Raw genomic sequence first — 14,554 nt, 5'->3', positions numbered from 1 at the left:
CACGCGCGCGCGGCGCCCGGCGAACGCATCACGATACGCCCGGATGTGCGACATATGGACGGTCCGGGGTGCGGGTGGAAAGCTCGAAGTAGCGCAGGTGCGGAGCGGGAGGCGAGGCACATGGGCGTCAGGACGGCCACACAGCACGGGGCCGCCGCCGGGGCACCGGCGGCCGACCGGCCCGGTTCGGTGCGGAACGTGGTGCTGGTCGGCCACAGCGGCGCCGGGAAGACCACCTTGGTGGAAGCGCTTGCCCGGGCGGCCGGGGCGGTGAACCGGGCGGGCCGGGTGGAGGACGGCACCACCCTGTCCGACCACGACGAGATCGAGCACCGGCAGCACCGCTCGGTGCAGCTGTCCCTGGTCCCGCTGGAGTGGGACGGCGTGAAGATCAACCTGCTGGACACCCCGGGGTACGCCGACTTCGTCGGGGAGCTGCGGGCCGGCCTGCGGGCGGCCGACGCGGCCCTGTTCGTGGTCTCGGCCGCCCAGGAGGCGGACGGCGTCACCGCCGCGACCCGGATGGTGTGGGACGAGTGCGCCGCCGTCGGGATGCCCCGGGCGCTGGTGATCACCCATCTGGAGGCGGCGCGGACCGGCTTCGAGGAGATGACCGAAATCTGCCGGCAGGTGTTCGGCCGCGACGACCCGGACGCCGTGCTGCCGCTCCACCTGCCGCTGTCCGGGGACCCGGACGGCGGCGGGCGGGCGCCGCTCGGCGGGCTGGCCGCGCTGCTCACCGGACGGGTGTACGACTACACCGGCGGGGAGCGTGCCGAGTCGCCGCCCGGCCCCGGCCACCGGGCCCTGATCGAGCGGGCCCGCGGCCGTCTCATCGAGGGGGTGATCGCCGAGAGCGAGGACGATAACCTGCTCGACCACTTCCTGGGCGGCGCCGAGATCGACGAGACACCGCTCGTCGAGGACGTGCGGAAGGCCGTGGCGCGCGGCACCTTCCACCCGGTGCTCGCGGCGGCGCCGGCCCTGGGCGACGGACGGTACGGGCCGGGCACGGTCGAGCTGCTGGAGCTGATCACGCGTGCCTTCCCCGGCCCGCAGGAGCGCCCGGCCCCGCAGGCCACGACCGTGGACGGCGCCCCCTGCCCGCCGCTGTCCTGCGATCCGCGCGGTCCGCTCGCCGCCGAGGTGGTCAAGACCTTCTCGGACCCGTATGTCGGCCGGATCTCGCTGGTGCGGGTCTTCTCCGGCACTCTCCGCCCGGACGAGGCCGTCCATGTCTCCGGCCACGGCCTCGCCGACCGCGGCCATCAGGACCACGATGTGGACGAGCGGACCGGTGCGGTGTCCGTCCCGTTCGGCGGGCAGCAGCGCCCGGTGGCGCAGGTGGTCGCCGGGGATCTGGCCTGCGTGGCCCGGCTCGGCCGGGCGGAGACCGGCGACACCGTCTCCGCCCACGACCACCCGCTGCTGGTCCGGCCGTGGGAGATGCCCGAACCGCTGCTGCCGGTCGCCGTCCGGGCCCACGGCAGGGCCGACGAGGACAAGCTCAGCCAGGGGCTGGCGCGGCTGGTCGCGGAGGACCCGACGATGCGGCTGGAACAGAACCCGGACACCGGCCAGATGGTGCTGTGGGTCCTGGGCGAGGCGCACCGGGAGGTCGCGCTGGAACGGCTGCGCTCCCGCCACGGGGTCCGGGTGGACACCGAACCGCACCGGGTCGGGTTCCGGGAGACCTTCGCGGAGCGGGCGGCCGGACACGGACGGCACGTCAAGCAGTCCGGCGGCCACGGCCAGTTCGCCATCTGCGCGATCGAGGTGGAGCCGCTGCCGGCCGGCTCGGGCGTCGAGTTCGTGGACCGGGTGGTGGGCGGCGCGGTGCCCCGGCAGTTCGTCCCGTCGGTGGAGAAGGGGGTGCGCGCACAGGCCGCCCGCGGGATCGCCGCCGGCCATCCGCTGGTCGATGTACGGGTGACCCTGCTGGACGGCAAGGCGCACTCGGTGGACTCCTCCGACGCGGCCTTCCAGACCGCCGGGGCCCTGGCCCTGCGCGACGCGGCGGCCGGCGCCCGCCTCCACCTGCTGGAGCCGGTGGCGGAGGTCCGGGTGACGGTCCCGGACGAGTACGTGGGCGCGGTGCTCGGCGACCTGTCCGGGCGGCGGGGCCGGGTGCTGGGCACCGAGCAGTCCGGCGGCGGCGTCACCCTGGTGCGGGCCGAGGTGCCCGAGGCCGAGATCAGCCGGTACGCGATCGACCTGCGCTCGCTGACGCACGGTGCCGGGCGGTTCAGCCGCGCCTACGCGCGCCACGAGCCGATGCCCCGGGCGCTCGCCGACCGGGTGCGGGCGGACGCCGGGCGCACGGACTGACCGGGCGGCGCGGGCCCCGGCCCACCGGCCGGCACCTGCCCGGCCCACCGGCCGGCCGGGCAGGTAAGGGGCCGGCCGCTCTCCTCCCCCGGACGCGTCCGGTGCCGGTGTGTGCGGCCGGGTAGGACCGGAGGGCCTCACCAACCGACTGCCCGAGGGGGACCCGACACCTGATGTCCATATGGCCTTCGACCGTGGCCGTGCTCGGTACGCTCGCCGGTGCTCTGACCGCCGGTCTCCTGCAGCATCACGCCGCACGCGCCGAGGAGCGCGCCGACAACCACCGCCAGGACCGGCTCGACGCCGTCACCGCCTTCGCCGCCGCCCTGGACGCGCACCGCTCGGCGATCTTCCACCGGGAGCGTCTGGCCCTGTCCCGGGCGGATACCGAGCACCAGCTGGAGGCCGAGACGAGGTCCCATGACACCCGGGCGGCGATCACCGCGCCGCACATCCGCCTCCAGGTCCTGGTCCCCGAGCTCACCGGCCCCGCGCAGCGGGCCACGGATGCCACGTACGCGCTGCGCAGGGCGGTCGACCGGACGGAGCTGGACGCCCGGCGCCATGCGGCCAAGGAGGCGACCGTCGCCTTCGTCGCCGAGGCCGCCGCGCTGCTCGGTCCCGGCCGCGCCGGCTGAGCGAGGGCGTCCTCCCCGGCCCGCCGTTCCTCCTGCGACGGGACGCGCGCGCCGTGACGCGGAAGCCGGCTCGTCGTCCGGGGGCGACGGGACCGTGCGCGGCACCGGGTCCGGTCATGGGAGGGGGGACGGACCGCACGCCGACACACCCGCTCGGCCGCCCGCACCGCGGGGAGCCCGGCGCGCCGCCCGGACCGGCCCTGGCGGCGCGTCGCCGCAGGGCGAACCGTGCCGGACACGGCCCTGGGCCTCCGACGAAAAGCCACGCCCGGGTGTGCGCACCGTCCGTGCCGTCGGCAGCGATCCTTTCCCGGCCCGAGAAGCGCCGGTGGCGGTCCCGTGCGGGCGCGGCCGAAGACCCGGCCCCGGCGCCGTCGGGCCGGATCCGGCACGGCCGGACATCACCGGGCGCCCCGGCGGCCCCGCCGGAGACCTGCCCGGGGACCCCGGATGCGGCATCCGGTCCGGCACCGAAGTGGCCGAAAACCCCGCCCGGCGCGGCCGTGTCCGGCGGTGGCGGCCGCCGCCGGAACCCGCGCCGACGCGGCCGGCCGGGCACGGAAACCACCGGTACCCCGGCGGTGGCCGGTCGCAACGCCCCGGCGACAGCCGGTGCACTCCGCGGATACCCTGGAGCCGCAGCTCAAGAGCGCGCGGTATTGGGGGCGTTGGTGACGGACGGATTCGACTTCAGTCCCGGGGCGCAGGTGCCGCTCTCCGGAGCGGCGGGACAGACGGCGGCGACCGGAGCCCTGGCCTCCGCCGCATACCGGGACGGCCCGGTGGCCAAACTGCTGGAGGCCAACTCCGAGTGGACGGTGTCGGAGGTCAAGGCACCCCGCTTCTCGCTCTTCGAGCCCAACCTCGGGGAGGCGTTCGCCCGGGCCGTGCAGGTCCGTACGCTCGGCGGCGCACGGGCGCAGCTGGTGCAGTCGTTCGGCATGGAGCCGCGGACGGTCGTGGAGCACTGCCTGGCCGCCAACCGCATCCGCAAGCAGCGGGACACCAAGCTGACCGTCCTGATGGGGGTCTTCGGGTTGCTCTTCCTGCCCGGGGTGCTGCTCTGGCTCGGCGCCTTCCAGCTCCGCCGGACCATGGCCGGCGCCCAGGACAAGCGGATCGGTGCGGCGGGCACCGCGGCGATGGTGGTGCTCGGCGGGCTGGGCCTGCTCTTCATGATCAAGCTGCCGTTCACCGGCTTCTGGGGGGTGTACCTGCGGCTGATGCTGGTCGCCCCGGTGGTCGGCTGGTGGCTGGCCAAGCGGATCTGCGAGCGGACCGCGAAGGACCTGCGGGAGCGGTGGAGCGGTCTGCTCTCCGGCGGCGGGGTCGGCGCCAAGGTCCCCGAGGCGGTGCCCAGCGCCCCCGGGAGCGCCGCGGAGAAGCTCCGTGCGGGGCTGGAGAAGCTCACCGCCGAGCAGTACAGCAACGTGGTCTTCTACGCCGGCGGCAAGGGGATACTCGGCATGGGCACCCGCTGGGGCAGCTGGCACCTCGCCGAGGACCTGGTCCCGGCCGACCCCGGCAAGGGCATCAACCCGTTCCGCAGCTGGGACGTCATAAAGGCGATCCACGACCAGCTGCGGCTGCTGGAGCGCGGTGCCCTGCACACCGGCGGCTTCCCCACCCCCTCGGTGCGCCACTGGGTGGTCTCCCCGGTGGGTGAGAACGCCAAGTCGGTGGCGCGCGGCGGCACCACCGAGGAGGAGGGCTTCCAGATAAAGGGCGTGGAACTGCAGCGGATCTGCGACCAGCAGCAGTTCGGCGCCGGTGACCGGCACTACCTGGGCGTGCAGTTCGTGCTCTGGGACGGCCAGCTGGTGATCACCATGCTCACCACCGTGACCTATCTGCACAACACGCTGCGGATCGAGGTGACCGGACACGCGCTCGGCCCGGTGCACCCGCTGTTCACCACCAAGCCGTCCGCCCCGTCCAAGACCGTCAGCAAGACGGTCCGGTTCTGGGAGACCAAATCGGTGCCGCTGCCGCTGGTGGACGCCAAGGAGGTGGTCCGGCTCGCCGCCCGGGCCCCGTTCACCTGGTACCCGCCGATCCTGGACCACCTGGGGGGCAAGCTGACGCTGCCGGAGCCGTTCGGGCTGCGGCACGCCTGGGCCGACAAGCCGTGGCGCCACCGATTCATGGCGGACGACGCGCTGCGCGCCGCCACTCCGGTGCTCCGGGTGGTCCACCAGGCCGCGATCCAGGTGCTGAAGGACAACGGCGTGGACACCGAGCGGTTCGGCAACCGGGCACTGGCGCTCAGCGGCCAGGTGCAGGACGCCGCGCCGAAGAAGGCCGACGAGTACAGCGCGTAGCGGATCACCGCGGGTGCGTGGCGGGGGCCGGGGAGACCCGGCCCCTTTCCGCGTGCCCGGCGGATCGCCCGCGCATCCGCGTGAAGCGCGCCGGCCTTGTGCCGGTCCGTGTGCCGGGGTGCGCCGGCGGACGGCGTGCCGCGTGCGCCGGCGCCCGGAGCGGGCTGCCCCGGCGGGGGGCCGGGGAGGCCGCTCGGCCGGGCCCGCCGCCCCCCGGTGGGAGGCCGGGGAGCGCCGGTACCGGCCGCGGGCCGACCGGCCCTGCTCAGCCCAGCGGCCAGGCCTCGGCGAGCATCCGCCGGGTGTCGGCGAGCAGCTGCGGCAGCACCTTGGTGTGGCCGACGACCGGCAGGAAGTTGGTGTCGCCACCCCACCGGGGCACCACGTGCTGGTGGAGGTGGGCGGCGATGCCCGCGCCGGCCACGGCGCCCTGGTTCATCCCGATGTTGAAGCCGTGCGCGCCGGAGGCGGTACGCAGCGCCACCATGGTGGCCTTGGTGAACTCCGCCAGCTCGGCGGTCTCCGGGCCGTCCAGCTCCGTGTAGTCGGCGACGTGCCGGAACGGGACGACCATGGTGTGCCCGCCGTTGTACGGGTACAGGTTGAGCACCGCGTAGACGTGGGTGCCGCGAGCGATGATCAGGCCGTCCTCGTCGGACTTCTCCGGGATGACGCAGAACGGGCAGCCGTCGCCGGCCCCCGGGCCGGTGGGCTTGTTCTCCCCTTGGATGTACGCCATCCGGTGGGGCGTCCACAGGCGCTGGAACGCGTCCGGCGTCCCCACTCCGATCTGCTGCTCCGGCTCACTCGTCATGCGGGCCAGCATATGGCGTACCGAGGCGTGAACGGGCCCCGGGGCGGTGCCCCGGGGCCCGTACCGCGTGTGCGGGGATGCGCGGTCCCGCGCCGGTGCCGGACGTCCCCGCCCCCGCGGGGACACGCGTCACACCTGGACGCGACGCTCCACCACGTCCTTCAACTCCCGCAGCGCCTCGTCGCGCGGGATGCCGTTCTTCTGGGAGCCGTCGCGGTAGCGGAAGGACACCGCCCCGTTCGCCACGTCCTCGTCGCCCGCGATGACCATGAACGGCACCTTGGACTTCTGGGCGTTGCGGATCTTCTTCTGCATCCGGTCCGAGGAGGCGTCCACCTCCATCCGCAGCCCCTCGGCCTTCGCCTGGGCCGCGAACTCGCGCAGGTAGGGCACGTGCGCGTCGCCGATCGGGATGCCGACCGCCTGGACCGGGGCGAGCCAGGCCGGGAAGGCACCCGCGTAGTGCTCCAGCAGCACCGCGAAGAACCGCTCGATGCTGCCGAAGAGCGCCCGGTGGATCATGACCGGCTGCTGCCGGGAGCCGTCCGCCGCGGTGTACTCCAGGTTGAACCGCTTCGGCTGCTGGAAGTCCACCTGGATCGTCGACATCTGCCAGGTGCGGCCGATGGCGTCGCGCGCCTGGACGGAGATCTTCGGACCGTAGTAGGCGGCGCCGCCCGGGTCCATGACCAGCTCCAGACCCTGCTTCTCGGCGGCCTGGCGCAGCACCTCGGTGGCCTCCTCCCACTCCTCCGGCTCGCCGACGAACTTCGGTGAGTCGTCGCGGGTGGACAGCTCCAGGTAGAAGTCGCTCAGCCCGTAGTCGCGGAGCAGGTTCAGCACGAAGGTGAGCAGGCTGTCCAGCTCCTCCGGCATCTGCTCCTTGGTGCAGTAGATGTGCGAGTCGTCCTGGGTGAAGCCGCGGGCCCGGGTCAGGCCGTGCACCACGCCCGACTTCTCGTACCGGTAGACGGTGCCGAACTCGAAGAGCCGCAGCGGAAGCTCACGGTAGGACCGCCCGCGCGCCCTGAAGATCAGGTTGTGCATCGGGCAGTTCATGGCCTTGAGGTAGTAGTCCTGCCCCTCGAACTCCATGGGCGGGAACATCGAGTCCGCGTAGTGCGGGAGGTGGCCGGAGGTCTCGAAGAGGTTGGCCTTGGTGATGTGCGGGGTGTTGACGAACTCGTAGTCCGCCAGCTCGTGCTGCTTGCGCGAGTAGTCCTCCATCACCCGGCGGACCACGCCGCCCTTGGGGTGGAAGACGGCCAGGCCGGAGCCCAGCTCCTCCGGGATGGAGAACAGGTCCAGCTCGGCGCCGAGCTTGCGGTGGTCCCGCTTCTCGGCCTCGGCGAGGAACTCCAGGTGCGCCTTGAGCTCGTCCCGGGACGGCCAGGCGGTCCCGTAGATGCGCTGGAGCATCGGGTTCTTCTCGCTGCCGCGCCAGTACGCGCCCGCGCTGCGCATCAGCTTGAAGGCCGGGATCAGCCGGGTGCTGGGCAGGTGCGGACCGCGGCACAGGTCCTTCCAGCACAGCTCGCCGGTCTTGGCGTCGAGGTTGTCGTAGATGGTGAGTTCACCGGCGCCCACCTCGGCGGAGGCACCCTCGGCGGCGTCGGCGGCGGAGCCCTTGAGGCCGATCAGCTCCAGCTTGTACGGCTCGTCGGCGAGCTCCTCGCGGGCGGCCTCGTCGGTCACCGCGCGGCGGGCGAAGGTCTGCCCGCGCTTGACGATCTCCTGCATCTTCTTCTCGATGCGCTTGAGGTCGTCCGGGTGGAACGGGTTCTCCACGTCGAAGTCGTAGTAGAAGCCGTCCCGGATGGGCGGGCCGATGCCCAGCTTCGCCTCGGGGAAGATCTCCTGCACGGCCTGCGCCATCACGTGCGCGGTGGAGTGCCGCAGGATGTCCAGCCCGTCGGGGCTGGAGATCTCGACCGGCTCCACCTCGTCGCCGTCGGCGAGCGGGTGGGTGAGGTCCCGGAGCTGTCCGCCCACACGGGCGGCGATGATGTGCCGCTCGCCCTGGAAGAGGTCAGCCGCCGTGGTGCCCGTGGTCACCTGGCGCTCTTCCCGCTCGGAATCGCGTTGGATGATCACACGGACGTCTGACACCGGTCTCTCCTGACTCATGGCTGCGTCGCAGCGGAAAATGCTGCGCAGCGTGAATCGTACCGAGCCGCGGGGGCTGCGGGCGAAACGTGTGCGGCGGCGCGGGCGGCCGGCGTGCCCGCGGGCGCGGCCGGCCCGGTCGCCGCGGGTCGCGGCGCGTGGCCCTGTACGGCGTACGGCCGGGTGGGCGCGCCGCGCGCGGACACCGCCGGCCGGAGGCGCGCGGGCGCGTCGGGTCGGGCCGCGACCCCGGCGCGGGCCGGATGCGGCGGACCGGGAGCGGCGGACCGGGCCTGGCCCGAGGCGCGGGCGGGTACGGGGAACGGCGGCGGCGCGGGGTCGTCCCGCCGGCACCGGGGCGGTGCGCGCGCCGGTGGGTCCGCCCGCCCAAGGCCACGCAAACGATGCCTGATCGGGACGGTTCGAGTCCTCCGGCGCTCGGGTATCACACGCTCGGGCGGGGTTCGCCGCGCGCCGATCGGCAGACGAGCACGAGGAGTTGGGACATGCCGTGCTGGTTCGAGGGACCACTCGCCGCCTTCGACACGGAGACGACCGGGGTCGACGTGGAGCGGGACCGGATCGTGTCCGCCGCCCTGGTCGTACAGCGGATGCCCGGCGGGGTGCCGGAGGTGGTCCGCTGGCTGGTGAGCCCCGGGGTGCCGGTGCCGCGGGCGGCGACCGACATCCACGGACTGACCGAGGAGCACCTGCAGCGCCACGGGCGCTGGCCGTCGCCGGTGATGGAGGAGGTGGCCCGGGCGCTGTCCGAGCAGTGGGCGCGCGGCACTCCGCTGGTGGTGATGAACGCGCCGTTCGATCTGACGCTGCTGGACCGGGAGTTGAAGCGGCACCGGAACTCGGGACTGGAGGCGTACCTGGCCGCGAGCCCGCTGTGCGTCCTGGACCCGCGGGTGCTCGACAAGCACCTGGACCGGTACCGCAAGGGCCGGCGGACGCTGACCGACCTGTGCGCGCACTACGAGGTGGAGCTGACCGGGGCGCACGACGCGGCCTCGGACGCGGTGGCGGCGTTACAGGTCACCCGGGCCATCGGCCGCCGCTTCGCGAACCGGTTACAGGGGCTGACCGCCGCCGAACTGCACGCCCGGCAGGCGGTCTGGCACGCCGGGCAGGCGCGGGGGCTGCAGGCGTGGTTCGCCCAGCAGGGCTCGGCGGAGGTCTGCGACCCGGCGTGGCCCCTGCGCCCGCGACAGCGGGCCGTCGCCTGATCCCGTCCGCCCGGGCGGAGGCGGTGCGGCGGGAACCGTGAGGGGGCCGGGGACGGACGTCCCGGTCACGACAGCGAGGCCGGGCCGTCTGCTGACGGCCCGGCCTCATCGGGGTGGGCGATACTGGGTTCGAACCAGTGACCTCTTCGGTGTGAACGAAGCGCTCTACCACTGAGCCAATCGCCCCGGCGTCCTGCCGGTTTCTCCCCGGCGGAACGAGTTGAACAATACAGGTCGGGACGGCTTTCGTTCAAACCGCGCCCGAGGTCCCGCCCGCGCCGGCCAGCCGTGCCCGCAGCCCGCGCCGCCCCCGGCACATCATCAGGGCGTGGTTGGCGCGGAAGAAGGGCCGGCCCGGGACGGCCAGACGTCGCAGCAACGGCTTGCGCACCACCACCGACTGTTCGAAGAAGACCCGGGTGCCGGTGGTGCGCGGCGTCACGATCCACCGCGCCCAGCCCTCGACATCGCCGCCGAGCGCGGCCTGGATCACCCGGGCCGCCGGGTCCTGCCGCTCCTCGCGGGCCGTGATCCACAGGTCGTAGGGGATCAGCGAGCGGATCCGCGCGGCACCGCCGGTGTCGCCGGTACGGACCGCCTCGCGCACCTGCGGCCACCAGCGGGGGTAGTCCTCGGCGGCCACCAGGACGGCGTAGACGGCGTCCGGGGGCGCACCGATGTCCCAGCGGCTGCGGAAGCGGTGGCGGTACCAGTCCATACGGGCCGTGTTGCCGCGGGCCGGGCCGGGAAACGCGGGCAGGGCCCGGCGCCCGCGCCAGGTGCGCGGGTCCCCGGCGGCCGGCCGACCGGGCACGGCGGGCACGGGGGCGTCCCGCGGCGCCGGACAGGGGGCACGACGGGCGGGAGAAACGCCGAGGGCCCGGAGGATCGGAATCCTCCGGGCCCTCGGTCCGGGTGGGCGATACTGGGTTCGAACCAGTGACCTCTTCGGTGTGAACGAAGCGCTCTCCCACTGAGCTAATCGCCCGGGCGCAGGCCCAACATTACCGCATGTCAGGCCGTGCCTGAGACCACCCCGGCGGGGGGCCGGCTCACTCGTCGATCTTCCAGGGCATCACCAGACCGAACTTCCACAGGTAGTACCCGCCCGCCGCGGCGCAGATCACCAGGGCGATCCCGGTCAGGATCAGGTTCCGCTTGCGGACCCGCGGGTCGAGTGCCCGCTGTGCCGCCTCGGTGACCTTGCGCTTGGTCCAGCGCAGGACCACCTGGGCCCAGACGAACTCGGTGGCCCAGATCGCCATACCGGCGAAGATCACCACCCAGCCCGGTCCGGGCAGCGGCAGCATGATGATGCCGACCACCACGACCGCGAGGCCCACGATGAAGACGCCGACCTGCCACCCCCGGTGCAAGGCCCGGGACCGCTGGATGAACTGCGGCGCCCTGGAGCCGAAGACCGGCTCCGTCGACGCGTCGTCCCCCGTCACGGCAGTGGCGCCCGCCGCCTGAGCGGCCCCCTGCCGACCGTCACTCTCCGCATTCATACCAACCAAACTACCCGATCCGGGCGACTCACCGGAACGGCGGTACCGGCGAGCCGGAAACTGGGCCGCCCGGGGTACCAGAAGACGCACAAAACAGACAGAGGGGTTTACAACGGCACCGTAGGTGGGATGTCGATTTCGCCGACGTGCGAATCCCCGAGCGCACACTGAGCGAAAGGCCCTGGCGCTTATGAACACCACGGTCAGCTGCGAGCTGCACCTGCGCCTCGTTGTATCGAGCGAGTCCTCACTGCCTGTACCCGCGGGCCTGCGGTATGACACGGCCGATCCCTATGCCGTGCACGCCACCTTCCACACCGGAGCCGAGGAGACGGTCGAGTGGGTGTTCGCCCGCGACCTCCTCGCGGAGGGCCTGCACCGGCCCACCGGCACCGGCGACGTCCGTGTCTGGCCGTCCCGCAGCCACGGCCAGGGCGTCGTCTGCATCGCCCTGAGCTCTCCGGAAGGCGAGGCACTCCTCGAAGCCCCGGCGCGGGCCCTGGAGTCGTTCCTGAAGCGAACCGACGCCGCGGTGCCACCCGGCACCGAGCACCGCCACTTCGACCTCGACACGGAGCTCTCCCACATCCTGGCCGAGAGCTGAGGGTCGCGAGCAGCGGTAGGACGCCGTCCGACTCGGGGAGACGGCGGAGCAGGATCACCCGGACAGGACCAGCACAGGAAGGCACAGCACGGACGACGGTGCCGTCGTCGCGGTGTCCCGCGGCGGCGGCACCGTCGTACCCGGAGCCGCTAGAGTCGGCCAGATCGAAGAGGGCACGCGCCGAGCGGCCTTCGCCGAACCGGCCCGGCCAGGGGGACCAACCCGTGCTGATCAACCACGACACCCGGTGCGCGCTCGACACCGTCGTCGATCTGGTGAACACCGGGGCACAGGGCGAGGACCGCGACGGTCTCGCCGATCTCGCCGCGCTCCGCGGATTCGTCGAGCGCAACGCCATCAGCGACGTCGGAACGCTCACCGGGCCCGACCTGGCCGCGGTGCGCTCGGTCCGCGAGCAGTTCACCCGGGTCTTCGCCGCCCGGGACACCCGCAGCGCCGCCGAACTGCTGAACACCATGGTCGCCGCGGCCGGCACCACCCCCCGGCTGACCGACCACGACGGCTACGACTGGCACATCCACTACTTCGCGCCGGGCGCCTCGGTCGCCGACCACCTCGCCGCGGACGGGGGCATGGCCCTGGCCTTCCTGGTGGTGGCGGGCGAGCGGGAGCGGCTGCGCCGGTGCGAGGCCCCGGACTGCCGGCGCGCCTTCGTGGACCTGTCACGCAACCGCTCCCGGCGGTACTGCGACAGCCGCACCTGCGGCAACCGGCTGCACGTGGCCGCCTACCGGGCCCGCCGCCGGGAGGCCGCGGAGTGACACCGCCCCGGTGCGCCGGGCGACGGCGCCGGACGGGCCGGTGACCGCCGGGAGGCCGCGGAGTGACACCGCCCCGGTGCGCCGGGCGACGGCGCCGGACGGGCCGGTGACCGCCGGGCGGCCCGCCGGCGGGGGGCGCGGGCCGGCGGCACCGGGCCGGGCCCGCGGCGGTCCGCCGGAGCGGCGCGGCGGCGGGGGGTCGTCCGCCGCCGTCACCAGCGGTACAGGTCGTGCACGGCGGAGAGCAGCAGCAACGTGCCGATCACCGTGAGGAACAGCATCAGCGGCGGCTGGGAGAGGGCGAAGAGGCAGCCGCGCGGCTCCTCGCCCGCGCCCGCGGCGGATCGGTCGGCAGGGGGCAGTTCCCCGGGTGTGTGGGCCATCTCGGGTGAAATCCTCACCCCGCCGCGCCGGCCCCCGCGAGCGACGGCCCCCCTTTCGGGCGGTAGTTCGCGGTATCCCGTGCGCGTCCGCGCCGGGTCCCTCTCGGCCCGGGCGTTCAGATCCCGTGTTTCTTCAGGATCGCCTCGATGTCGGAGAAGTCGTCGTCGCCGGACCCGGACCGGCCAGCGGATCCGCGCCGCCCGGACCTGCTCGTGCCGGGGGCGTTGGCTGCCGGCCCCCGCCGGGCGAGACCGGGCCGGCGTCCGGCACGGCCGGCGGGCGGCAGCTCACCGGCACCGTCCGGCGCTCCGGCGCGCCGCCGCTCCACCGCGCGGCTGACGGTGAACAGCAGCCAGGACAGGCCCAGCACCGCGAAGCCGAGCCAGACGCCCGGGTCGAAGACCAGGTCGGTGAGCCAGTCCAGGATGCCCGTCATCGCCAGGCCCACCGGTATCAGCGCGTACGCGGCGATCCGCGTCGCGGCGAGGTAGCGCTTGCGGTACGCGGTCAGCAGGGCGATGGCGAGACCGCCCGCGGAGAGCGCGACGCACACGGTGTCGGTCAGCATCGAGGGTCCTCCTGCCGGTGGGGGCGCTGCCCTTCCATCCTGCACCGCCGCCGGTCCTCCGGGCCATGGTCCGGGCCCGGGATCAGGGAGATCTCCGGGGCGGTCTCCTCCCCAGGTGCCGGCCCCGGTCCGGCGGGAGCACCCGTGGGGGTGCCCGTAAGGGTGCCCGTAAGGGCCGGGGTACCCCGGCCCGGAGACGTTATGGCCGCCGCCCCGGTCCGAGTGTCCGCGGGGGGCGGGCGGGCTGGGAGACTGGCCCCATGAGCGACACCGTTGACCCGCAGCAGCCGCCCGTCGTCCTGGACGTGTGGTGCGAGCTGCAGTGCCCCGACTGCCACACCGCGCTGAGCGATCTGCACGCGCTGCGCGCCCGCTTCGGCGACGCGCTGGAGATCCGGCTGCGGCACTTCCCGCTGGAGCGGCACCGGCACGCCCACGCCGCGGCCCAGGCGGTGGAGGAGGCCGCCGCCCAGGGGCAGGGCTGGCGGTTCACCGAGGCGGTGCTGGAACGGGTCGCGGAGCTGGCCGACGGCGGCGAGCGGCTGCTGGTGGAGGTCGCCCGGCAGCTGGGGCTGGACGCCGAGGAGATGGACACCGCGCTGATCGACGGCCGGCACATCCTGGCCGTGGACGCCGACCAGGCCGAGGGCAAGGCGATCGGGGTGACCGGCACCCCCACCTATGTCATCGGCGGCGAGCGGCTGGACGGCGGCAAGAGCCAGGAGGGGCTGCGGGAGCGGATCGAGGAGATCGCCGACCGCCTCCTGCGCGAGCGCTCCGCGGCCTGAGCCCTCCGCGGCCCGGGCTGCGGGACGTCCACCGCGCGGCCCGGGCACTCCCCCGCCGGCGCGGCCGTCCCGCTGCCCGCGGCCGGCACGGGTCGCGGTCCGCGGCCCGCTGCACGGCCGCGCCGTACGTCCTGCGGACGCGGTCCGGGCCGCGCTCCCGCGCCCCGGCGGCGCTGTCTTCCGGGGAACGCCCACCCCGGGGAGGCGTACGCCCTCAGGGCGACCCGTGTACGCTCCGGGTGCCCCTCGGCCGGCCCCGGGCCGCCGCGCCCCGCCCCCGGCCCGGGAGCCCGCCGTACCCGCCCAGCCGTACCGCCGGGCCCGTCCCCGACGTCCCCTGCGACGTCCCGGCAGGCCCGGGTGAGCCCGGGGCGGGACCCGGGGGCCGGCCGGCGGCACGCCGGCTCCGGTGGTCATCGCGGCCGGGGCCACCGGCAGGCCGTCACGCCCGGCCCGTTCGGCCCGGCGCCGGCCGGTGCCG

13 protein-coding genes and 2 tRNA genes are annotated in these 14,554 nt (G+C 74.3%); 7 read left to right on the top strand and 8 right to left on the bottom strand.

All coding sequences use genetic code 11. The features are described 5' to 3' along the window. Positions 1-120 precede the first annotated feature (120 nt). The 3 genes from IHE55_RS25430 to IHE55_RS25420 all read left to right on the top strand — a co-directional run bounded on the left by IHE55_RS25430 (position 121) and on the right by IHE55_RS25420 (position 5,287). On the top strand, positions 121-2,328 hold the full coding sequence (locus IHE55_RS25430; protein WP_197991153.1) for an elongation factor G-like protein EF-G2: 2,208 nt from the start codon (positions 121-123) through the stop codon (positions 2,326-2,328). A gap of 173 nt (positions 2,329-2,501) precedes the next feature. Further along, the gene (kilB, locus tag IHE55_RS25425) at positions 2,502-2,966 is read left to right on the top strand and encodes a plasmid transfer protein KilB (RefSeq protein WP_232265696.1); all 465 of its coding nucleotides are present in this window, start codon (positions 2,502-2,504) and stop codon (positions 2,964-2,966) included. Between the two features lie 671 nt (positions 2,967-3,637). Next, positions 3,638-5,287: an AbeC-like domain-containing protein gene (locus IHE55_RS25420; RefSeq protein WP_504740326.1), complete on the top strand. Its 1,650-nt coding sequence runs from the start codon at positions 3,638-3,640 to the stop codon at positions 5,285-5,287. 265 nt (positions 5,288-5,552) lie between these two features. Here the strand turns inward: IHE55_RS25420 and IHE55_RS25415 are convergent, their stop codons facing one another. Further along, positions 5,553-6,113 carry an HIT family protein gene (locus IHE55_RS25415; RefSeq protein ID WP_197991151.1) on the bottom strand — a complete coding sequence of 187 codons (561 nt, stop codon included), beginning with the start codon at positions 6,111-6,113 and terminating at the stop codon, positions 5,553-5,555. 117 nt (positions 6,114-6,230) lie between these two features. Then, the gene (gene thrS, locus IHE55_RS25410) at positions 6,231-8,210 is read right to left on the bottom strand and encodes a threonine--tRNA ligase (protein ID WP_197991150.1); all 1,980 of its coding nucleotides are present in this window, start codon (positions 8,208-8,210) and stop codon (positions 6,231-6,233) included. A gap of 503 nt (positions 8,211-8,713) precedes the next feature. Between thrS and IHE55_RS25405 the strand changes: the two genes are divergently transcribed. Then, positions 8,714-9,439, top strand: coding sequence for a 3'-5' exonuclease (locus IHE55_RS25405; RefSeq protein ID WP_197991149.1), 726 nt, complete (start codon positions 8,714-8,716; stop codon positions 9,437-9,439). 114 nt (positions 9,440-9,553) lie between these two features. Here the strand turns inward: IHE55_RS25405 and IHE55_RS25400 are convergent. The 4 genes from IHE55_RS25400 to IHE55_RS25385 all read right to left on the bottom strand — a co-directional run bounded on the left by IHE55_RS25400 (position 9,554) and on the right by IHE55_RS25385 (position 10,947). Then, positions 9,554-9,625 (bottom strand) — tRNA-Val (locus IHE55_RS25400). Between the two features lie 64 nt (positions 9,626-9,689). Then, the gene (locus tag IHE55_RS25395; protein WP_197991148.1) at positions 9,690-10,157 is read right to left on the bottom strand and encodes an SRPBCC family protein; all 468 of its coding nucleotides are present in this window, start codon (positions 10,155-10,157) and stop codon (positions 9,690-9,692) included. Between the two features lie 198 nt (positions 10,158-10,355). Further along, a tRNA-Val gene (locus tag IHE55_RS25390) sits at positions 10,356-10,427 on the bottom strand. Positions 10,428-10,491: 64 nt separating this feature from the next. Beyond that, positions 10,492-10,947, bottom strand: a complete 456-nt coding sequence (locus IHE55_RS25385) for a TIGR02611 family protein (protein WP_197991147.1) — start codon at positions 10,945-10,947, stop codon at positions 10,492-10,494. A 190-nt stretch (positions 10,948-11,137) separates the two neighbouring features. On the opposite strand from IHE55_RS25385, the gene IHE55_RS25380 reads away from it, so the two are divergent. Next, complete coding sequence (locus IHE55_RS25380) at positions 11,138-11,551, top strand: SsgA family sporulation/cell division regulator (protein ID WP_003959770.1); 414 nt, start codon at positions 11,138-11,140, stop codon at positions 11,549-11,551. A gap of 224 nt (positions 11,552-11,775) precedes the next feature. Beyond that, the gene (locus tag IHE55_RS25375; RefSeq protein ID WP_197991146.1) at positions 11,776-12,333 is read left to right on the top strand and encodes a CGNR zinc finger domain-containing protein; all 558 of its coding nucleotides are present in this window, start codon (positions 11,776-11,778) and stop codon (positions 12,331-12,333) included. 212 nt (positions 12,334-12,545) lie between these two features. Here the strand turns inward: IHE55_RS25375 and IHE55_RS25370 are convergent, their stop codons facing one another. Continuing rightward, positions 12,546-12,716 carry a hypothetical protein gene (locus IHE55_RS25370; RefSeq protein ID WP_197991145.1) on the bottom strand — a complete coding sequence of 57 codons (171 nt, stop codon included), beginning with the start codon at positions 12,714-12,716 and terminating at the stop codon, positions 12,546-12,548. Positions 12,717-12,832: 116 nt separating this feature from the next. Then, positions 12,833-13,285, bottom strand: coding sequence for a hypothetical protein (locus IHE55_RS25365; protein ID WP_197991144.1), 453 nt, complete (start codon positions 13,283-13,285; stop codon positions 12,833-12,835). Positions 13,286-13,545: 260 nt separating this feature from the next. On the opposite strand from IHE55_RS25365, the gene IHE55_RS25360 reads away from it, so the two are divergent. Continuing rightward, positions 13,546-14,073: a DsbA family protein gene (locus IHE55_RS25360; protein WP_197991143.1), complete on the top strand. Its 528-nt coding sequence runs from the start codon at positions 13,546-13,548 to the stop codon at positions 14,071-14,073. The last annotated feature ends 481 nt before the right edge of the window (positions 14,074-14,554 follow it).

It is taken from the genome of Streptomyces pactum (genome assembly GCF_016031615.1).
GTDB classification, from domain to species: domain Bacteria; phylum Actinomycetota; class Actinomycetes; order Streptomycetales; family Streptomycetaceae; genus Streptomyces; species Streptomyces pactus.
This window is presented reverse-complemented; position numbering and strand designations above follow the sequence as displayed.